23 protein-coding genes are annotated in these 20283 nt (G+C 64.4%); 20 read left to right on the top strand and 3 right to left on the bottom strand.

Going from position 1 to position 20283, the window contains the following annotated elements:
- Positions 1 to 296 precede the first annotated feature (296 nt).
- The 14 genes from CG716_RS19815 (at position 297) to CG716_RS19750 (ending at position 13762) form a co-directional block, all read left to right on the top strand.
- Positions 297 to 1169: an MlaE family ABC transporter permease gene (locus tag CG716_RS19815; RefSeq protein ID WP_094482732.1), complete on the top strand. Its 873-nt coding sequence runs from the start codon at positions 297 to 299 to the stop codon at positions 1167 to 1169.
- Positions 1170 to 2024 (top strand): ABC transporter permease, encoded by an 855-nt coding sequence (locus CG716_RS19810; RefSeq protein ID WP_410431074.1) that lies wholly within the window; start codon positions 1170 to 1172, stop codon positions 2022 to 2024.
- On the top strand, positions 2025 to 3401 hold the full coding sequence (locus CG716_RS19805) for an MlaD family protein (RefSeq protein ID WP_094482730.1): 1377 nt from the start codon (positions 2025 to 2027) through the stop codon (positions 3399 to 3401).
- On the top strand, positions 3401 to 4456 hold the full coding sequence (locus CG716_RS19800; RefSeq protein WP_094482728.1) for an MCE family protein: 1056 nt from the start codon (positions 3401 to 3403) through the stop codon (positions 4454 to 4456). Before CG716_RS19805 ends, CG716_RS19800 begins: the two co-directional genes overlap by 1 nt.
- Entirely contained in the window at positions 4449 to 5468 is a 1020-nt protein-coding gene (locus tag CG716_RS19795; protein ID WP_094482726.1) for an MlaD family protein, read from the top strand. The genes CG716_RS19800 and CG716_RS19795 overlap by 8 nt, the downstream gene beginning before the upstream one ends.
- Complete coding sequence (locus tag CG716_RS19790; protein WP_094482724.1) at positions 5465 to 6580, top strand: MlaD family protein; 1116 nt, start codon at positions 5465 to 5467, stop codon at positions 6578 to 6580. The genes CG716_RS19795 and CG716_RS19790 overlap by 4 nt, the downstream gene beginning before the upstream one ends.
- Positions 6577 to 7776: an MlaD family protein gene (locus CG716_RS19785; RefSeq protein WP_094482722.1), complete on the top strand. Its 1200-nt coding sequence runs from the start codon at positions 6577 to 6579 to the stop codon at positions 7774 to 7776. The genes CG716_RS19790 and CG716_RS19785 overlap by 4 nt, the downstream gene beginning before the upstream one ends.
- Positions 7773 to 9023 carry an MlaD family protein gene (locus CG716_RS19780; RefSeq protein WP_094482720.1) on the top strand — a complete coding sequence of 417 codons (1251 nt, stop codon included), beginning with the start codon at positions 7773 to 7775 and terminating at the stop codon, positions 9021 to 9023. Before CG716_RS19785 ends, CG716_RS19780 begins: the two co-directional genes overlap by 4 nt.
- 6 nt (positions 9024 to 9029) lie before the next feature.
- On the top strand, positions 9030 to 9617 hold the full coding sequence (locus CG716_RS19775) for an Rv1363c family protein (RefSeq protein WP_094482718.1): 588 nt from the start codon (positions 9030 to 9032) through the stop codon (positions 9615 to 9617).
- Positions 9618 to 9622: 5 nt separating this feature from the next.
- Entirely contained in the window at positions 9623 to 10399 is a 777-nt protein-coding gene (locus tag CG716_RS19770) for a mannan-binding lectin (RefSeq protein ID WP_094482716.1), read from the top strand.
- Between the two features lie 6 nt (positions 10400 to 10405).
- Positions 10406 to 11635: a TetR/AcrR family transcriptional regulator gene (locus tag CG716_RS19765; RefSeq protein ID WP_094482714.1), complete on the top strand. Its 1230-nt coding sequence runs from the start codon at positions 10406 to 10408 to the stop codon at positions 11633 to 11635.
- 155 nt (positions 11636 to 11790) lie between these two features.
- Positions 11791 to 12075 carry a hypothetical protein gene (locus CG716_RS19760; RefSeq protein ID WP_094482712.1) on the top strand — a complete coding sequence of 95 codons (285 nt, stop codon included), beginning with the start codon at positions 11791 to 11793 and terminating at the stop codon, positions 12073 to 12075.
- Positions 12075 to 13319 (top strand): WXG100 family type VII secretion target, encoded by a 1245-nt coding sequence (locus tag CG716_RS19755; protein ID WP_094482711.1) that lies wholly within the window; start codon positions 12075 to 12077, stop codon positions 13317 to 13319. Before CG716_RS19760 ends, CG716_RS19755 begins: the two co-directional genes overlap by 1 nt.
- On the top strand, positions 13316 to 13762 hold the full coding sequence (locus CG716_RS19750) for a hypothetical protein (RefSeq protein WP_094482709.1): 447 nt from the start codon (positions 13316 to 13318) through the stop codon (positions 13760 to 13762). Before CG716_RS19755 ends, CG716_RS19750 begins: the two co-directional genes overlap by 4 nt.
- 1 nt (position 13763) lies before the next feature.
- Here the strand turns inward: CG716_RS19750 and CG716_RS19745 are convergent, their stop codons facing one another.
- Complete coding sequence (locus CG716_RS19745; protein ID WP_094482707.1) at positions 13764 to 13982, bottom strand: hypothetical protein; 219 nt, start codon at positions 13980 to 13982, stop codon at positions 13764 to 13766.
- 8 nt (positions 13983 to 13990) lie between these two features.
- On the bottom strand, positions 13991 to 14794 hold the full coding sequence (locus CG716_RS19740) for a glycoside hydrolase family 16 protein (protein WP_094482840.1): 804 nt from the start codon (positions 14792 to 14794) through the stop codon (positions 13991 to 13993).
- Between the two features lie 121 nt (positions 14795 to 14915).
- Here CG716_RS19740 and CG716_RS19735 point away from each other — a divergent pair, with 121 nt between their 5' ends.
- Positions 14916 to 16883 carry an autotransporter outer membrane beta-barrel domain-containing protein gene (locus CG716_RS19735; protein ID WP_133066986.1) on the top strand — a complete coding sequence of 656 codons (1968 nt, stop codon included), beginning with the start codon at positions 14916 to 14918 and terminating at the stop codon, positions 16881 to 16883.
- Positions 16884 to 17077: 194 nt separating this feature from the next.
- Positions 17078 to 17251: a hypothetical protein gene (locus tag CG716_RS30540; RefSeq protein ID WP_207760726.1), complete on the top strand. Its 174-nt coding sequence runs from the start codon at positions 17078 to 17080 to the stop codon at positions 17249 to 17251.
- On the opposite strand, the gene CG716_RS19725 is transcribed toward CG716_RS30540, so the two are convergent.
- A complete protein-coding gene (locus tag CG716_RS19725) occupies positions 17248 to 17823 on the bottom strand; it encodes a hypothetical protein (protein WP_165774217.1) in 576 nt (191 codons plus the stop codon). The genes CG716_RS30540 and CG716_RS19725 overlap by 4 nt on opposite strands.
- A gap of 158 nt (positions 17824 to 17981) precedes the next feature.
- Between CG716_RS19725 and CG716_RS31365 the strand changes: the two genes are divergently transcribed.
- From CG716_RS31365 to CG716_RS19710, 4 genes are all read left to right on the top strand, one after another.
- Positions 17982 to 18158: a WXG100 family type VII secretion target gene (locus CG716_RS31365; RefSeq protein WP_110883956.1), complete on the top strand. Its 177-nt coding sequence runs from the start codon at positions 17982 to 17984 to the stop codon at positions 18156 to 18158.
- 137 nt (positions 18159 to 18295) lie between these two features.
- Positions 18296 to 18583: a WXG100 family type VII secretion target gene (locus CG716_RS19720; RefSeq protein ID WP_094482703.1), complete on the top strand. Its 288-nt coding sequence runs from the start codon at positions 18296 to 18298 to the stop codon at positions 18581 to 18583.
- Positions 18580 to 19929 (top strand): DUF6883 domain-containing protein, encoded by a 1350-nt coding sequence (locus tag CG716_RS19715; RefSeq protein ID WP_133066985.1) that lies wholly within the window; start codon positions 18580 to 18582, stop codon positions 19927 to 19929. The genes CG716_RS19720 and CG716_RS19715 overlap by 4 nt, the downstream gene beginning before the upstream one ends.
- Positions 19930 to 19942: 13 nt before the next feature.
- Positions 19943 to 20158, top strand: a complete 216-nt coding sequence (locus CG716_RS19710; protein WP_094482836.1) for a DUF4926 domain-containing protein — start codon at positions 19943 to 19945, stop codon at positions 20156 to 20158.
- The last annotated feature ends 125 nt before the right edge of the window (positions 20159 to 20283 follow it).

Genomic DNA, 20283 nt, shown 5'->3' with positions numbered 1-20283 from the left:
TCACAAGCCCGGCGACGCTGGGGTGCGAGGCTGCAGGCCTGGTTCCAGGATCGACCGAATTCACCGTTCACCTCCCGCAGGCCCAACGGAAATTATGTTAATGAATATTCTCCATTCTGTTGACGGCCGGAGCAGCCGGGTCTTACGGTGACCACGAGTTGGGGACGTCGACATCGCGAGTATTCGACTTCGCGCGACGGTGGATAGTTGCACGGTCCATCGCCCGCGTCGTCCTGCTTGCCCGTCAAAATGAATAGGGTTCACCATATTCGGGATTCAGATGACAGTGGCAGGCCGTGACGATAGCTGATCGCGAGCCGTCCCCGGTCGCTGCCCGCACCCCCGATGGTGTGGAGGCCATCGAGAACTGGACTGTCGGATATGTGAAGCGACATCCGCTCGCGGCGCTCACCACCGTCGGCGACCAGTTCGTCCTCGGCGTGAGAACCCTCCAGTACTTGCTGCTCGACCTGGTCACCGGCCGCTTCCCGCTTCAAGAGTTCGTCCGGCAGGGCGCGTTCATGGCCGGCACCGCCGTGGTGCCGACCGTCTTGGTCGCATTGCCGGTCGGCGTGACGTTGTCGATCCAATTTGCCCTGCTCGCCGGACAGGTCGGCGCCACCTCATTGGCGGGTGCGGCCAGTGGTTTGGCGGTGATCCGGCAGGCCGCCTCCTTGGTCGCCGCGATCCTGATGGCCTCCGCCGTGGGCTCGGCGATCACCGCCGACTTGGGCTCGCGAACCATGCGTGAAGAGATCGACGCCATGGAGGTCATGGGCGTCTCAGTAATCCGCCGACTGGTGGTCCCGCGGTTCGCGGCGGCGATCATGATCGGCGTCGCCCTCACTGGCGTGGTGTGCTTCGTCGGGTTCCTGGCGAGCTACCTGTTCAACGTCTACTTCCAAAACGGCGCCCCCGGCAGTTTCGTCGCGACGTTCGCCTCGTTCACCACCCCCGGCGACATGGTGCTGGCACTACTCAAGGCGGTGATCTTCGGCGCGATCGTCGCGGTGGTATCGAGCCAGAAAGGCCTGTCCACCCAGGGCGGCCCGACGGGGGTGGCCAATTCGGTCAATGCCGCTGTCGTGGAGGCGATTCTGATCTTGATGGTCGTCAACGTCGTGATCAGCCAGCTCTACAACATGCTGTTCCCGAGGGTGGGACTGTAAGTGACGGTGTCCACCTACAGTCCGTTCCGGGTCCCGTGGGCCCGCTTCGCGCGGCGGCTTTCCGCGCCGCTGCTTCGGCTCGGACACATGCTGGTCTTCTTCATCCGCGCTGTGGCCGCGGTCCCGATTGTGTTGCGCCACTACCGCACCGAGTTCGCCCGGCTGCTGTCCGATATCGCCTGGGGCAACGGCTCTCTGGTGGTCGGTGGCGGGACAGCCGGAGTCGCGCTGGTCCTCGGCGTGACCGTCGGCGCGATCGTCGGCATCGAGGGCTACAACTTCTTGAACCTGCTGGGTCTGGGACCGGCCACCGGAATCATCTCGTCGTTGGTCAACACCAGGGAGTTGGCACCCATCGCGGCATCGCTGGCGTTCGCCACCCAGGGTGGCTGCCGGTTCACCGCGCAATTGGGATCGATGCGGATCGCCGAGGAGATCGACGCCCTCGACTCGCTGGCGATCCGGCCCATCCCCTATCTGGTCACCACCCGGCTGATGGCCTCCGTGGTCGCCGTGATCCCTTTGTACGTCCTGTGTTTGGCGACAAGCTACCTGACCACCCAGATCGTGGTCGAGCTGATCAGTGGCGGGTCCAACGGGGCCTATCTGCATTACTTCACGCTGATGCTGTCCGGCACGGACGTGCTGTACTCGCTGCTGAAGGCGGTGGTGTTCGTCTGGATCGCCTCGACGATCCAGTGCTACTACGGGTTCTACGCCAGCGGCGGCCCCGAAGGCGTCGGGGTCGCCGCCGGGCACGCCATGCGCGCCGCGATCACCGTGACGATCATCGTCAACATGCTGATGACCATGGCGCTGTGGAGCGTCGACGCCGGAGCGAGATTCGGCGGATAGATGGCGAATTCCTTCGACTTGGATGGACGCGGCCCCTCGGAACGGCAACTGCTGCTGTGCGGGCTGGCCGTGGTTCTGGCCGCGGCCTTGGTCACCACGGTCCTGCTGGCCAAGTCCACCGGCAAGCTCAACAACTACGTGCGGGTGGTGGCCGACCTGCTGAACGTCGGTGACGGATTGCCACAGAAGTCGGACGTCAAGTACCACGGCGTGCTGGTCGGCTCGGTCGACAGCGTGATCCCCGCGGCCAACGGCCATCCCAACTACGTCCACATCGACCTCGACCCCGAATACGCCGGTTCCATCCCGGCGTCGGTGACCGCGCGGGTCGTTCCCTCCAACGTGTTCGCGGTGTCGTCGGTGCAATTGGTCGCCGCCGGGGCCGGGCCGGCGATCCGCGCCGGCGACCACATCCCCGAGGACACCGCGCTGCCGACCGTCCTGTTCCAGACCACCATCAGCAAGCTGCGCGACGTGCTGGCCGCCACCGGGCGCGGCCGTGAGGACCGCAGTGTCGGAATCCTGGCCGCCGTCAACGCCGCCACCGAGAACCGCCGCGGCAAGCTGCTGGCCAGCGGAGCTCAGCTCAACAAGCTACTCGACCAGCTCAACTCGATCGTAAGCACCGACCAGGGACCGTCGACGGTATCCGCGCTGATCGACGCCACCCACGGATTGGCCGCCACCGCACCAGATCTGGTGGACGCCCTGCACCAAGCGGTCGAACCCATGCAGGTGCTGGCCGAAAAGCGCACAGCGTTAACCACTTTGCTCACCGGTGGCCAGCACACCCTGGGCACCACACACACCGCGATCGACAATCACATCGACCAGCTCACCGGTATCACCAACCACCTGACTCCCGTGCTGGGGAGCCTCGCGATCAACGCAGGCAAGTTCGTGCCGGCATTCACGAAGCTGAACACGTTGTCCCGCAAGTTCTTCGACGAGGTGTGGATGCCCGACCTGGACACCGGCAACATGCGCATCAATCTTTCTCTGACGCCTACCTCCACGTACACCAGGGCCGACTGCCCGCGCTATGGCCAGCTGTTGGGCAACAGCTGCTACACGGCACCGCAGATCGTGGTCCGACCAGACCTGCCCGAGATGCTGTTGCCGCAGAACTACCAGCCGCCCAAAGACCTGGCGCCGACGCCGGGCACGGTCCTCGGCCCAGACGGCAATCTCGTCGCCGTCGGCCCACCGCTGATCAACCCGAACCCGAACCTGGCCGACCCGAATCCGCCGACACCGTGGTGGGCACCACCATTTCCTCGGGTGCCGGGCACCGCCGATCCTGCCGACGCACCGCCACCGCCGGCCGCCCCTGCACTCCCGCCGCCGCTGGCCGCCGAAGCGCCGGGAGGCTCCTGATGAAATTTCGCGCCCCGCTGATCGGGCTGTCGCTGTTCATGGTCGTGACGATGATGTTGACCTGGCTGGTGTATGTCACGCTGCGTCGCGACGTCGCCGGCCCCACCACCCCGTATGCCGCAATGTTCACCGACGTCTACGGACTGAGGGAAGGTGATGACGTCCGGATGGCGGGCGTGCGGGTCGGCCGGGTCGAAAAGATCGAGCTGGCAGGCAAATTGGCCAAGGTGTCGTTCGTCGTCCAGAACGACCAGCATCTGTTCGGCAATACCGTGGCCTCGGTGACTTACCAGAACATCGTCGGGCAACGCTATTTGGGGTTGAGCCTGGGAAAGGCCGGTAGTACGACGCCTTTGGCCCCACACACGGTGATCCCGCTTGAGCGCACCGATCCGTCCTTCGATGTCGGGACGCTGCTCAACGGGTACGAGCCCCTGTTTTCCGTCCTCAACCCGCGCGACGCCGACAACCTGACCAAGGGCGTCATCCAGTCATTGCAGGGTGACAACGCCTCGATCGTGGACCTGGTCAGCCAGACGTCCACTCTCACCGACACATTCGCCGGACGCGACCAGACGCTGGGCGACGTGATCACCCAGCTGAATACGGTGATGGGCAGCCTCTCCTCCCAGAACAAGAACCTCGACCAGGTGATCTCCCAGACCAGCAAGACGGTCTCGGATTTCAACGCGCGACGCCCCGAGCTGGTGGATTCGACGGGCACGTTGGCGCGGGTGATACGCCAACTGTCCACCATCTCTGACACCGTCGACCCTCAACTGAACGCCATGGTCACCCGCGAGCCCGGTTTCACGCGGCACCTCGTCGACATCGAGCCGCAGCTGGCGTTCACCGGTGACAATCTGCCGCTCATGCTCAAAGGGCTGGCCCGGATCACCAACGAAGGCGCCTACGGCAACGCCTATGCCTGCGACCTGAACATCAGCGGCTACTTCCCCGGCCTCAACGATGTGGTGCCGATCATCGTCGACCACGCGACACCGGGGAACAAGGCGCAGTACACGCCGCGATGCAGGAACATGGCCAATGGCTAGGCGCAGGCTGGAGAGCTACAACAAGACCTGGCTCGGGTTGATCGCCGTCACGGTGGTCGCCGTCATCATTGGGGCGATGCTGATTGCGAACGCCGCCAACGTCGGTCATCGGCATTACACCGCGAAGTTCCTCCAGGCCGCGGCGCTGCAGACGGGAAATCCGATCACCATCGGCGGCATCCCGGTCGGCAAGGTCACCAGCATGAAGCTGGCCGGCGACCACGTCGAGGCCAGCCTCGAGGTGCGTGACGACGTCGTGCTGGGCAAGGACTCGAAGGCCGTCATCAAGGTCGCCACCATTCTGGGCTCACGCTATCTGGCGTTGGAGCCCGAAGACGGCGGGTCGTTGCCCGACAACACCTTCGACCTGGCGCATACCGAGGTGCCCTACGACCTGCAGGCCGCGCTGGCTGATGTGACGACCACCTACGAGCAGGTCGACACCGACGCGTTCGCGAAGTCGCTGGGAATCCTGGGCACGCAGATGCAGGGCCTTCCCGCTGTGGTACCGCAGGCCATGCAGAACATCCAGACCCTCTCGACGGTGATCGCCGATCGCCGAGACCAGCTCGGCGCCTTGCTGAAGAGCACTGACATGATCAGCAGCACCCTTGAGCGTCAGCACTCGAACATCGCCGCGATGATCAATCAGGGCCAGGAGCTGATCGGCCGATTCGTGGACCGCAGCGCGACGTTCCACGCAATGCTCGCGGCACTGACCAATCTGGTGAACAAGATGAGCACCACGGTGGTGGCCAACCGCGGCGAGTTGGATAAGACCATCACCAACCTGCGCCAGCTGTCCGATCTCCTCGCCCAGCATGACGATCTGCTGCGCAGCACCCTTCAGGCCGGCCCGGTGGCGCTGCGGGGATTCGCCAACGCGAGCGGCACCGGAAACGCTTTAGACTTCAACACGCCGAACGGGATTGTCATCGACTCCTGGATGTGCGCGATCAGTGGGCGAGCCAAGCAGTTCGGCATGGTCCAGTACTACAAGGACTGCAAGTGAGCGCGCGCACCCGACTGCTGGCGATCGCGACGGTGGCCGTGGTCGTTATCGCATCGGGGATCACCGCGGCATGGGTGTACTTCAAGTCGGCCACCGATCACATCACACTGACCGCCCAATTCGATAGCGCTGCAGGTCTTTACGTCGACAATACGGTGGCAGTGCTGGGCATGCCGGTTGGCAAGGTCACCGCGATCACGCCTAAGAGCGGCTACGTCGAGGTCCAGTTCACGGTCGACCGTGATGTGAAGATTCCTGCGGACGCTCAGGCGGTGACGATATCGACGTCGATTCTGACCGACCGGCAGATCGAGCTGACACCGCCATACCGTAACGGCCCGGCGCTGAAAGACCACGACACCATCGGGCTACCCCGAACCAAGACGCCGGTCGAATTCGCCCGGGTGCTCGATGTGCTGGACAAGATCTCGGTCTCGCTCAAGGGCGATGGCAACGGCAACGGCCCGGTAGCCGATGTCGTGAATTCGGGTGCGGCGATCGCTGACGGCAACGGCCAGAAAATCAAGGATGCGCTCGGCGAGCTGTCGAATGCGTTGCGGCTGTCCGCCGACGGTGGTGCGCAGACCCGCGATCAGCTGACCACGATCGTGCGCAACCTCAGTTCACTGCTGCAGGCCGCGGCCGACAACGACACGAAACTGCGCGACTTCGGGACCACCGTGCGTCAGCTGAGCCAGATCGTCAACGACGAGGACTTCGGCAGCGGCAAGACCGGCAAGACCGTGAACACCCTGCTGGCGCAGGTCGGCGACTTCTTGGAGAAGAATCGCGACAACATCAAAGCCGTTGTGAACAACGGTAGTACGACGTCAAACACGCTCGTCGAGCGCCAGCGGGATCTCGCGGAGTTCCTCGATCTCACCCCGTTGACGCTGGACAACATGTACAACATCGTCGACCAGAATAACGGCGCTGCCCGGGCCCGGATACTCACCGACCGGGTGTTGTTCGACAGCCAGTACACCAAGGAGGTCTGCAACGTGATGGGTCTGCGCCAGTTGGGCTGCAGCACCGGCACGTTGCAGGACTTCGGACCGGATTTCGGGCTGACGTACGTGCTCGACGGTATGGCCGCAATGGGGCAGAAATGAAACGCGCCATTGCAATTCTCGGCGTCGCCCTCGGCGTCGCGGGCTGCTCGTCAAACGGGTTGTCCAGCCTGCCGTTGCCCGCGCCGACCGTCGGCAGTGGCGGCTACCGGCTGACCGCAATTTTCTCCAACGCGTTGAACCTGCCCGCCAACGCCAAGGTGAAGCTCGCCGGCGCCGACGTCGGCCAGATGGAGACCATGGTCGCGCGTAACTACACCGCGGTCACCACGATTCGGGTCATGGACGGGGTGCAACTGCCGAAGGGCACCACCGTCGAACTGCGTTCGGCCACCCCGCTTGGCGATGTGTTCATCGCGCTGAAACCGCCGGCAGACGCCTCCGCAACCACACCGTTGCTCAAGGACGGCGATACCATCGGCCTGGATTCCACAACGGCTGCGGCCACGGTGGAGTCGGTGCTGAGTTCGGCGGCGGTCTTGGTGAACGGCGGCGCCGTGCGCAATCTCACCAACGTCATCAATGGCGCGGGCAAGGCGACCGGCGACCAGGGCCAGGCCTTCGGGGATCTCATCGCCAAGACTAATAGCACGCTGTCCAAGCTGACGGCACGCTCGAACCAGATCTCCCAGGCGCTGACCGAAACATCACAGTTGGCCAAAAATCTGGATGCCAAGAATCAGGCGCTGAGCGAAGTGATGGCCGCGGCGGGTCCGGCGACCGACGCGTTGGCCGCCAATGCTGACACCGTCGCCGACGTCGTCCAACAGGCCGGTGACACCAGCAAGCAGTTGCAGAAGTTCCCATCGATCGCGGGCACCGACACCAGCGGGCGCAGCATGATCGCCGACGCAAACACCCTCGCCGGGGCGTGGAATGACTTGGTCTTGACTCCGGATGCGAATCTGGCTGCCTTGAACCGGTTGATGCCGCCGTTGATCAAAGCGACTCCCAGCAATGCGTTTTCGGTGCGGGCCAGCATTGACCGGTTGGTGCTCGGGTCGATCCCCGATGCCGGCTTCCTCGGTGATCCCGGATTCCACGGGCCGAAGCGTTATGACTGGGCCCAGATGGTCGGGTCGTTCAAATACACGCTGTGGCGGTTGCAGCAGCGCGTCGTCGGGCAGGGGCCAGGGGTGCCGCAGGTCCCGGTGCTGCCCAGCCCCACCGACCCCGGTGAACAGATCGTCGCGCCTGGGCCGCCGCCCGGGCCGCCTGCCGCGGAGCCACCGCCATGATCGACAAGGCAGCCGATCGGCTGGTGCGCGTGGTCGGGTTCGGACACCGCCACCGATTGTGGCTGTCCACAGCGGGTTTGGTGCTGACGCTGGTGATCGCGACGGCCTACGTGTTGCTCGGCGCGCTGCGGGTGTCACCGTTCGCGTCGGCGTATCAGGTGACCATTCAGCTGCCGGAATCCGGTGGGCTGCTACCCAATCAGGACGTCACGCTGCGCGGGGTGCCGATCGGGCGGGTGCAGTCGCTGGCGATCACACCCGACGGGGTCGCCGCGGTGGCCACCGTTCGTTCGGATGTGCGGATCCCGGTGGCCAGTCCGGTGCGGGTGTCGGGGCTGTCCCCGGCGGGTGAGCAGTACATCGAATTCGTGCCGGACTCCGATGCGGGCCCATACTTGCAGGATGGCAGCGTCGTCGCGCAGAACAAGACGTCGGTGCCGGTCAGTCTGGCGCAGCTGCTGGCCAATGCCGACGGGATGCTCAAGCAGGTCGATCCGGCCAAGCTCGAGCTGATCAAGAAAGAGCTGAGCCTGACCAATCAGGGTCCGCAGAAGCTGGCCGACATCATCGACGGTGGCACGTTCCTGCTGTCCACTTTGGATTCAGTGCTGCCGGAAACCACCAGCATTCTGCGGACCAGCCGGATCGTGCTGACGACGGCCGCGGACAAGACCCCGGGCATCGCCGTCGCCACCGGAAACCTGAGCCGCACGTTCACCGGGGTGGACAAGATGCTCGGCGGCTACCGGCGGTTCGTCGACCAGACGCCGCAAACCCTTTCTGCCACAGACAATCTGTTCACGGATAACTCCGACACCATGGTGCGGCTGCTGACCAGCATGGCCACCGCGTCGCAGCTGTTGTATGTGCGGGTGCCGGCGCTCAACGCGCTGTTCCCGGACTACCGCGGGTCGCTACTCGATGCGTGGGCCACCACGATGCACGACCACGGCCTGTGGGCGACGGCCGACATCTATCCGCGCTACGCGTGTGACTACGGGACACCACGGCGGGCGGCGTCGTCAGCGGACTATCCCGAGCCCTACCTGTACACCTACTGCCGCGACGACGATCCGGCGGTGCTGATCCGCGGTGCCAAGAACGCACCACGGCCGGCCGGCGACGACACCGCCGGTCCCCCGCCCGGCGCCGACCTGGGCCAGACCACCGACCCGACACCCAAGGGCCGCTACACCATTCCGACCCCCTATGGCGGCCCGGTGCTGCCGATCGAACCGCCGAGCTAGAAGGAGATTGCGGTGACCGTGACTGATGAGACCGAAGCCGAGGATGTCGAGACCGAGTCTGAAGCCGAGCCCGCGGCGGAGGACGTTGCCTCGGATGTTGTTGAGGAACAGCAGCCGCGGCGGCCGTGGCTGCGACGGGTTCTGTTGGGCGCGTTGATCGCTGCTCTGCTGGGGGTCTCAGGATTCCTGGGCTGGCAAGTGTGGCAGCAGCGGCAGATCGCCGCGGCGTCGCACGATGCCCAGGAGGCGGCCGTGCACTACGCGCAGGTGCTGACGAGCATCGACTCTAACAACGTGGACCAGAACTTCACCGAAGTACTCAACGGCGCGACCGGCGAATTCAAGGACATGTACTCGCAATCCAGCGCGCAGCTGCGTCAGCTGCTCGTGGACAACAAGGCCACCGCACACGGTGTGGTGATCGATTCGGCGGTGAAGTCGGCGTCCGAAAACCAGGTGGTCGTGCTGCTGTTCGTCGATCAGACGGTGGCCAACAAGTCCGCGCCCGATCCGCGCATCGACCGCAGTCGGGTCAAGATGACCATGGACAAGGTCGACGGAGTATGGCGGGCAAGCAAAGTCGAATTGCCCTGATTCGTATGTGGATCCGTTTGGGTGGGGCTCTCGCGGCGGCGGCACTGGCGTTCACGCCGGTGGCCTCGGCGTCGGCGCCGGATTTCTGCTCAGGCCTGGGGACCGACTGGGACGGCCAGTACTGCCACACGTCGGTTTTGTCGGAACGTAATGCGGTCCGCGACATCAAGGTGGCCGTGCCTGGGGACCTGATCGACAACCCCGTTACGGGTCCGACCATCCGGGACTATCTGACGCAGTTGGTGAACAACTGGCGCAACGTCGGCGTGCACATGGTGGCCGACAGCTTCGGTGAAGAGAACTTCCAGGTCCTTTCCCGCGGGGGCGTGATGAGTGTGGTGTTCCATGAGGACTACCACGCCGATGGGCCCCAGCCCAACAATGCCTATCGGACGTTCACCTGGGATATGGCTCGCGGGACTCGGCTGGCGCTGGCCGATGTGCTGAAGCCCGGGGCGGACCTCGGGGCGATCGCCACGCTGGGTGAGCCGTTCATCGAGGACGCCCTTAATCAGGCTCCGCCACAACACGAGCCGGGCAGTTATCCGTTCGTGGTGGATCGGTGGGGGCCGGACAAGGTGTATTCCGGCGGATACAAGGCATGGGCGCTCTCTGGTGACGAGCTGATCCTGTACATGCCGGACTATCCGGTGGGCCATGATTCGCCGATCAACTACACGCCCGGGGTGATGCAGTGGTCGATGGATGGCGGCACTGTGCAGGCGCACATTCCTTTGGCTGCACTGAGTTCAGTGTTGCGACCGCAGTTCGGTGGGGCGTGATCTAGCGTGGAATCCGTATCAGAGGGCGACCCCGTCGTTCGGCGGCGCCCCAAGGACCGTAAGGCGCAGATCGCGCGCGCGTCGGCCGATGCGTTTGGGGAGCAGGGCTATCACGCGGTCAGCATGGAAGATATCGCGGCGCGGGTCGGCATCACGCCAGCTGCGTTGTATCGCCACTCCCCCAGTAAGTACGACTTGTTCCGCGACGCGGTGCTGGGACTGGGCCAACAGCTGGTCGACTCCACGGCGTTCGCCGACGACGGCGGCGACGACGAAGACCCCGCGACGACGTTGCGGGCGTTGACATCTGCGTTGGTCGACACCACGATCAGTTGCCGCACGGCGGGGGGGCTGTACCGGTGGGAAGCGCGCTATCTGCGTGACCCCGATCGCGCGATCCTGGTCGATCAGCTCAAGGTGATGAACCATCGCCTGCAGGTTCCGCTGGAGCGCCTGCGGCCCAAGCTGACGCCGCCTGAAGTGCGGACACTGTTGACGGCGGCTCTCAGCGTGATCGGCAGCATCACCGATCATTCCAATCCGCTTGCGGCAGGCGAGATCCGCGCGTGCCTGACCACCATGGCGGCTGATCTGCTGGCCGCTGAATTGCCTCTGGCTCGGCGCCGCACCGGCGCGCCGCGCAAGGCCGTCACCGTCGGCGCCGAGGCAGGGATGTACGAGCATGTGCTCTCCGAGTCGGTGCGGTTGTTCTACCAGAACGGGTACCGCAACACGAGCATGGAGGACATCGCCTCAGCGGTCGGCATCCAGGCGTCCGGGCTGTATCGGTCGTTCCCTGGCAAGGCCGACATCCTGGCCCTGGCCTATCGGCGCGCCGCTGACCGGCATTCCAGTGATACGGCCGATGCGCTGTCGCGCACGTCCGATCCGGAGGAAGCGCTGGACGAAGTGATCGACGACTACCTAGGCCGCGTCATGGAGTGGCCGGAACTCCCGTACGTGTATTACACGGAGCGGCACAATGTTCCGGAGGCGGACCTGCGGGTGCTGGAGACCATCGAGAGTTCGACGATGGATGCGTGGGCGCGTTTGGTGACGGCAGCGCGGCCCGACATGAAGATCGGCGCCGCCCGGTACGCGGTGGCCGCTGCCTTCTCGCTGACGGTGGACTTCGGGCGAATCTTCACTCGCGAGGCCGGCCCCGAGTCGGTGGCGACGGTGCGGCGGCTGATGGAGGTCACGCTGCTGGGGCGGCCGGTGAAGCGCCGGCGGTAGTTTGGTCCGCGCCGATTCGCCAAAAGGCTTGCAGGAGGCCCACAGTCGAAGAGAGGGCAGATGACCGAAATCATCTGTGAGCTGCGCGAATCCGAGGACGATGACCTTTGCTGATGAATTGCTGTGAGGCTGTACCACCGTTGTATCCTGGTCGAGTGAGTTTGCTGGACGTCAATACCGCTGGTTTGCATGCACTGGCCACCAAGTGCACTGGATGGTCGGCTGAGCTCACCCAGACACCACCATCAGCCGCGGGAGTATCGGCTCAGCCGTCGGCAGTGGCCGTCAACTTGGTTCACGCTGACGCAGCTCTGGCTGGCGAAGCGCTCACCGCGCGCATGCAATCCACCGCGGCAAAGCTCGCCCAAGCCGGTGCCCAGTACGACGCAAACGAAGCCGGATCCTCCACAGAGCTCACCAACCTGGCGATTGATCTGTAATGCCCAGCAGCGGAACCGTTCCCACGCTTTGCCAGGTCAAGTCCTGGGACACCAGCCACCTCACCGAAGCCGCGAGCCACTGGACCCAGACCGCCGCCGTCTGGGAGAACCACTTCACCGCGCTGTCCACTCAGATAGGCAGCCCAGGCGGCACACCATGGGAGGGCGTCGCTGCCGAAGCCGCGCAGCAGCGGGCCTATGACGACCGCATGAAGGTGATCGGCGCTGCTGACCAGTTGCACGAAGCTTCGTCGGCTGCCCGCACCGGCGCCCAACAGATCCAGTCGGCAAAGTCGGCTGCGCTCAACGCAATTAACGCAGCCGAAGACGCTGGCTTCACCGTCGGGGAAGACTTCTCCATCACTGACCGCGCGACGGGCGGCAACGCCGTGGCAAGGGCCGCCCGCCAGGTGCAGGCGCAAACCCATTCCGCCGCCATTCGCGAGCGGGTCGGCGAACTCATCGCCGCCGACCAGCAAGTGGCGGGTAGGCTCACCACGGCTGCCGGCGGTCTGGGTTCGGTGAGCTTTCCCGACGACGAGATCGTCGGCGAGGGCGGGCGTAAGGATCCGACGATCAAGGCGGTCGACAACCACACTGGCGAGAAACCGGAGCCGGTGCGGCAGGGCCAGAACGCCGACCCGGCCAACTCGTTTGTCGGCGATGAACGATTCGGTCATTGGGAGGATGTGCCTCCTCCCCCGCCCTACACCGGCGCCAACCCACCACCGTTGAAGGATCAATACCGACCGTTCCCGCCCGGTACCCCGGCGAAAAACGGCGGGCCGACGGAGTGGTACGTGCCCGGCAAGAGCTGGATCGGCGACATCGATCCTCCGCTAGTCCAGCGTCAGGAGCAGTACAAGTTCCGCATCGCCGGAGAAGATGCGACGACGACCACTCGCATGGTCACCAACAATGGAGTGGCGCAGGAACAAAGGTGGGTGCAGAACGTCTATGAGGCCCAGCACAACACGTGGTGGAAGGTCGATGGCACCATCCCGGTCAAAGGCGAGGGCGGCTGGGACGAAGGCGATATCAGCATCCCGACGCCCCCGAGTTTCGGTCAGTGGCAACAGATGCCGTTGAACCAGATCGCCACGCTGTCGGCGACCAACCCTGACGTCACGTTTTATATGCCCGACGGCTGCGGGGGCCAGTTCAACTATAGCGGCGGAGTGCCGGTCGGCGGAATCAGCGGCCTGCCGGCCAACCCCGTCCCGATCATGACCGCACCGCGATGAGCGCGCGTAAATGGTGGCTCGTCGGAGGCGTCATCGTGGCTGTGGTGGCTGTCGTCACGGTGTTCGCGATCGTGAAGCTGACCCGCCATAAGCCGTCGGACTGCGACACCGTGCGCGCGATGATGGCCTACAACGTGGATTTCAACCAGCAGGTCCAACGATCGGCCAACGAGGGCGACCCCGCCGGCTCCACTGACGCCGACTATCAGAAGTGGGCGGCTCGCCTGCACCAGTACGCGGGCCAGATCCATGACCCCAAGCTATCCGAAATCGCCAATGGCGCTGCCGGCCTGGCTGATCAGACGGTTGCCCTGGTGCCACAGGTGCGCGCGGATTCCGATAACACGGCGTCGGCGCCGCCACGGTCGGTGAACGAGTACAGCCGGGTCGCACTCCAGTTCAGGGACGATTTCGCCAAGCTGAAAAGCTCCTGCCCGGCGTGAGTCAGCCCTTGCGGTCAGGGTCCTCTTCATTCTCGTCCCAGTACGCCCATTCCGGCAGCGGGGTCGGTGCGACAACGCCGCGAACCGAGGTGGGTCCGAGGTTCGGATCAGGCAGTCGGCGTTGGGATTTCACGCGGCGCAGCCCTCGTATGTAGGCGACGACGATGGTCATCACGCCAATCACCAGGAATGCCACCAACGCTATCTTGAAGATCACCATGATGCCGGCTACCAGACGCGGATGTAGTCGATCAACATGTTCGCCGGGTAGGTGCCCCCGCGAGGATCGCCGCCGCCGGAGCCCGCGACCGCGAGGTCGAACACCGGAAACATTTGGTAGCCAGGGTCATTGAACTGCCAGTCGGGCAGGGTGTGCGCCGGAACGTTGTAGTAGGGCGCTGCGCCGTCAACGTAGTCCTTGTAGAAGCTCATACCGGCGTCGTCCCACACCACGCGCCAGGTGTGCCAGTCAGGGTCGACGGCGATGCGCGCGCTGACGTGCTCGCCCCCATTGAGCTTGGCGTGGATTGCGGTTGCGGGTCCCCAGCTGCCGTTGCCGTACCACTCCAGGACGTCGACCTCGCCGCCGTTGACGGGGCTGTTGTTGGACAGGTACCAGGCGGGCCAGCAGCCGGCGGTGAGGCAGTCCAGCTTCATGCGAGCTTCCCAGGTGTGGCCGATGCCGCCGTTCCACTTCCCGAAGACCTTGCCGCTGTAGTAGGTCGGGCCGTCTTTGAAGGCGCGGAACACCAGGTTGGAGTTGCCGTCGAGGAAGACGTTGCGGCGGTCGTCGCGGTATTGCCCGACGTTCTCGGGCAGCTCCCAGAAGGTCGGGTCTTCCATCGACTCGCGGGCCAGGGCGATGGTCCACTTCGTGGGGTCGGGGGCCGAGCCGGCGGGGCCGTCGAACTCGTCGTGAAAAATGTAGTTCTGCGGGGCCGGAGCGGCTGGGGTGGGTGTTGTCGGTGTGGCGGTGGCCTCGGGCAGTTTGGTGGCTGCGGCCAGGAGGCCGAGGCCCGCTGTCATCAGCATGTGGCGACGGTCCATGCCCCCATACAAGCCGGATCGTTGGGCGGGTTGCAACCTAAGGTCCGCGAATTTGGAGAACATTGACGGTCTTGACAATTTCTGAGGAGTCACCTAGGAACGGTCTATGGCCGGGGGGGCGATACGCGGATTTGGCGTCTGGTTAGGTGCCGGCGCCGTCTCGCTCGGCGTGGGTGCCGCGATCGCGTGTGGCTGTGGCGTCGCCAACGCAGATGCGGACAATAGCCATCAGGCCGCGCACTCGACGTCGGCGCACTCGGCGGCGTCGGGCACGGCAACAGGCGTGAAGCCCGCGAAGCCGGCGTCCTCCACCGGCAGGGTGCGGACGGACGCTGTGCCCGCGACGCCAGGCCAGGCTGCCGACGTCGCACTCGGCGGTTACTTCGTGGGGCGGAGCAACCGGGCGGCCTCCACAGCGCGTTTGTCAGTCACGACGGCCACCGCAGCCCAGACGTTGTCCTTGGGATCCGTGGAGCGCGGCATACAGCAGGCCATCGACTTGCTGGTTCCGGTCATCAACAACACGCCGATACGCGATCTGCTGAACATCATCGATCCGCCGAGCGGGCCGGGATCGACCGTTCTTCGGCTGCCGCAGCAGCCCGTCAGCATGGTTTTCAGCGCCGACGGGACGCGCGCCTTCATCTTGACCGCTCCGCCCGGCACCGGCGGTTTGGTGGGAACGTACTACCCGCCTGGCTTCGCCGTCGTCACCGAAATCAATACCACCAACCAGACCGTGGTCGGTGTGCCGGTGGTCGTCAACGGCGCACCCAACGCGATCGTGCTGAGCGACGACGGGACTCGCGCGTTCGTGACGACGTCGAAGTCGGTGACGGTGCTCAACACGGCCCATTGCACGGTGGTGGGAACTCCGTTGGGCCTCGGCGGCAGCGTGACACTCGTCCCGGGTACCACCAGGGGCTACCTGGCCGCCTACAGTTACGACAACGCCGCCGGCAAGTACATAACCACGATGACGCCGATCGACGGCAGCAACGGCACTGTCGCGGGCAATGCGCTTGTCCTCGACGGTATTCCGGTCGGTACCGTCGCGTACAGCCTGGACGGCACGCGGGCCTACCTCACCACCGAACTGGATCCCTTGAGCGCCGATGACGCCGCCGCCGTGACCACAATCAACACTGTGGGTAACACCATCGTCGGTCAGCCCCTGGTGATCGACGGCTTTCCCATCGGCGGGCTCATCCTCAGCCCGGACGGCACCCGGGCCAGCCAAACCACCGAAGTGGTCGGCGACACCGTTGTCGCGGTGATCGACACCGCCAGTGGCACGATCGTTGGGCAGCCCATCGATATCCCGGGTAGCACCGGCACCGCATCCGGCATCAGTAACGACGGCATCGGCGCGATGTTCAGCGCCAACGGCACTCGAATCAACCGCATCACGCAGCAGGGTTCCTCGACCGTTCTGACGGTCATCAACGCCGCCGATGCGACTGTCGTCGGTACTCCAGTTGTGCTGCCCGGCAACAACTATCTCTTGTCCACCGCGGTGGTGCCCGATCCGGCTGGGCCGTTGGTGTACATCTTGGCCGACAACGACGTCCCTGGTTTCATCACGTCCAGCGTCGCGACCGTGGTCGACTCCTCCGACAGCACCATGGTCGGAACTCCGGTGACCCTGCAAGGATCTATCAACGGCGGCGACCCGCTGACCGTGAGCCCGGACGGCACACGCGTCTACCAAACCACGGTGCTGGACTCGGACACCCTGCCCTATACGACCTTCGTCTATACGATCGGCACCGACAGCACCCTCGTCTCGTCTCCGGTGAGCATCACTGGCACCGAGAGCGCCGTCTCCCTTGTGCTGAAGCCCGACGGGTCGCGCGCCTACCAGCTGACCCGGGACACAGCGGGACACGCGACCATCACCGTTATCGACACGGCCACAGGTGCCACCCTCAGCAGCCCATTCACCAACCCCAATCTGGCCGCAGGCCTCACATTCGCTCCCGGCGGCGGCCTCGCGTACGCGCTGACCGCCAAATACGACGTGTTCTCGCCGTTCGGCACGCGCCTGAGCGTGTTCGACGCTTCAAAGATCTAGTGCCGCGCACGGCTGCAGTCGTACCGTTGGTGCGTGGCCGAACAGACCCCGGCGATCACGCCGGGGGCGATCATGCGGGCGGTCAACCCGTCCATGCGGACTCTGTTGCGCACCCCGTTCGCGGGCGGGCTGCGTAAGCAATTCAGGGTTGGAGCTTCAAGGGACGCAAGACCGGCACGGAGTTCGTGTTGCCGGTGAGTGCGCATCACATCGACGGTGCCCTGTACGCGCTTGTGGGCGGGGTGTGGAAGCTGAACTTCCGCGGCGGGGCGCCGGCTCAGGTATTGCGCGACGGGGTTGAGCGGGCGATGCGGGGTGAACTGATCGAGGACCGGGCGCTGACGGCGATTCGGTCTACGCCTCCTTAGGCTCCGGCGCACACCTGCGAGTCGCGGATGGTGTTGCCGTAGACGTTGGCTGTCGCGATGTGCGCGTTGATTTGGCCAGAGGGCAACTGGTGTCTCATGTTGTCGCTGATCTGGGTGAGCTGATACCAGAGGTGGAACATCGAATCCCCGTTGTAGACAGGCGAATACTCGCTCTGGTCGGGGTAGTTCACGATGAACAGGGTGTGCGCGCGGGGGTCGAGGAAGGCTGCGGACTGGTCGAGGTTGGCTTCGATTGTGTTCGCAGCTGACTGGATGCCGGGTGCTTGCCAGTTGTCGTGGGTGCCGTCAAGGCGGTGCTGAAAGCCGAAGACCTGGGCCATGAGTGGGTCGTATTGGGCGTTGAACCATTGGCAGGAGTCGCGCATGGCGGTGACTTGCTCGGGGGTGACCCGGTTCTGCCACAGGTTGTACGGATAGACGACCGTGTTGGGCTGCCAGTCCGAGTCGTGCGGGACGAATGTGGGCAGTGACGGGTTGTCGGCGTGGGCGATGGGCGTCGCGATCGCCGCGGTAGCGAGCAGGACGGTCGCGAGCTTGTGCCACATGCGCATTGGCCATTTTCTCGCCTGACAACCTGCGTTGTCTAGGGATCGGATCGGCCCGACCTAACGTATGTGTGGCCGAGTCACCCGGTTGGGTGAGTTGTAGAAGCAGCGCTCATGACCTTGACTAGAAACCGGACGCGCTTATTCGATGACTGGGGTGAGCCATGGCTGGCGTATTGCGGATGCAAATCCAGGAGACTGTCACAACTGCCCAATCGCTCGCGAACCGCGCCGATGATTTAGGCAAAGAGCTCCAGGACATCGCCCGCAATTGGAGCGACCTCACTGCGACGTGGATCGGCAAAGGAGGTTCGGCGTATGAGACGGCCTGGGACGAGTAGCACGAGGACGCCAAGGTGGTAGTGGCTGTCCTACAAGAACATTCGAGCCTGCTGGTTCAGTCGGCGGCGCTCCTCGCCGAGCACGAGGATCACGCCAGTAGCGCCCTGATCAGCGTCTATCGCAGCGGTCGACCGAAATGAGCCGCTACACGGTCAACCTCGACGAGCTTTCCGCATTCGCCGACCGTCTTGCCGCGTTCAATCGGCGGGCCGAGGAGATCGCCACGGCTGTAGATCAGGAGATCATCAAGCTCCACGGGACGTGGCTGGGCCAAGGTGTCGAGAGCGAGTGTGAGTATCACGAGACTTGGATGCGGTTGGCCGGAGAACTGCGCGAATCCGCCAACTTCCTGCGGGAAAGCGCCAGCCTGGCTCATCGCAACTACACCCGTGTCGGCGAAGTCAACCGGGGAATGTGGCCGTGACGCAGGACGTCGACTCCGAAGTCTTGTTCTCCGCAGCGCGCGTCTTCACCAGCGTCCGCACATCCGCGGGGTCTGCCGTCACAGGACTCGCGAGTTCGCTGAGCGGGTCGGCCGGCATGGCGGGAATCGACACTGGCGCGCACGCGTGGGCCGTGAAGTATGACCCGTTGGCGAGGGCGCTGATCAAATCCGCAACCGCCGACGTCCAAGGCGCCGGCCAATGCTCGGACCTCCTCTTCGCAACCGGGGTAAACCACCTGAATGCCGACGGGCAATCGGCCATCAACAACGAGACGGTGCTTGAGATGCCTCCGACGGGCGCACCGGCATTCCCGGAGGCCTCCCTCCCGCCCGCGGAGGGCGGGCATGGCGATGTCCCGGAGTGGTGGCACACAATTTCGGCCTACGTCCAAGGCGAGCTGTGGCCGAACGGGCATCAGGACAAGCTGCGCGCCGCCTCGGATAGCTGGACCAGTGCGGCTCGCCAGCTGCGGGCGTCCGCACAGCTGGTCAACGGAGGGCCAAGTTCGATCGGCGCCATCGCACCTCTGTCGGATCAGAAATCCCCTGAGTTTCCGGATCTCATCAACAACTGCACCATGGTGCGCGACCACATGACGGACACTGCCAACGGATTCGATGATGCAGCCAAGGTGTGCTCGGCCTACGCGCAGGCCATCGACGACGCGCATTCCAAGATCATCCACGAGATGGTGGTCCTCGGCGCCACGGTCGCGGTGTCCGAGATCATCGCCGCGGTCCTGATTCCATTCACTGCGGGCGCCAGCGAAGCGGTGTCCAAAGTGGTCGATGTGTCGCGATTGACGGCCACCGGTGCGCGCATCGCCACGATCATCCGCGAATTCCGCGCTGCCGCTGAACTTTCCGCCCTCCCCGCGGTCAGTGCGGCAGGAGCGGCGGCGAGGTCTCTGACCGAACTTGGACCACTGCTGGCGGCGCGACCCACAATCTTTGCTGCCGAAGTGGCGGGCCGCGGTGCCTCGAGAGTCGATGCGGCAGAGGCTAAGAAGCTCGGCGATGAGAGCGTCAAGGACAAGCTTGAGAAGTATCTGCTCAATCCCGACCATCCGACCGGTGGAGCGAAGGCGAAGTGGTTTGATCAGGCTCTTGGATTTACCCGGGAGAATGCCGCTGATCTGCAGAGGAAAATCGTGTTTGATCCCGCCAAAGCAGTGGAAACGGGCGTGACCGAATACGGGACCAAATACAACCAGGTCATACCTATCGTGGGGGCGAACGGTAAGACGATTGACGTAACCTTTGCCTTCATTCGGAACAATGATGGTGTGGTCCGTTTGGTCACGGCGATCCCGACGAAGCGATGAGAGAGTGCTGGACATGAGGCCACAGGAATACGACGTCGTCCGCCTGCTGCGGTCGCTGCCGCAATATGACCTTTCGGTCGGCGCTCAGGGCACAGTCGTGATGGTCTACCGCGATCAGGGGCTGCCGCCTGCCTATGAGGTGGAGTTCGCCGACGATGACGGCGTCACTCAGGCGTTGGTCACCCTCAAAGATGACGACGTCGAGGTCACTTGGCGGGCTGGCACCTGATCACCGCTGAAGCTGGGTTCTGAGTCCAAAGCCTCTCGGCTTTCAATCAATTCGCCTAGCGGGACCAGCACGGGCGATATCGGCGACAGATTCAGTGCGCAGGTCGTCGCGTCTATGGGCACGAC

The sequence above is a fragment of the Mycolicibacterium sphagni genome, from assembly GCF_002250655.1.
GTDB lineage: Bacteria > Actinomycetota > Actinomycetes > Mycobacteriales > Mycobacteriaceae > Mycobacterium > Mycobacterium sphagni.
Note: the sequence above shows the minus strand (reverse complement) of the source record. Positions and strands in the feature narration are given on the sequence as shown.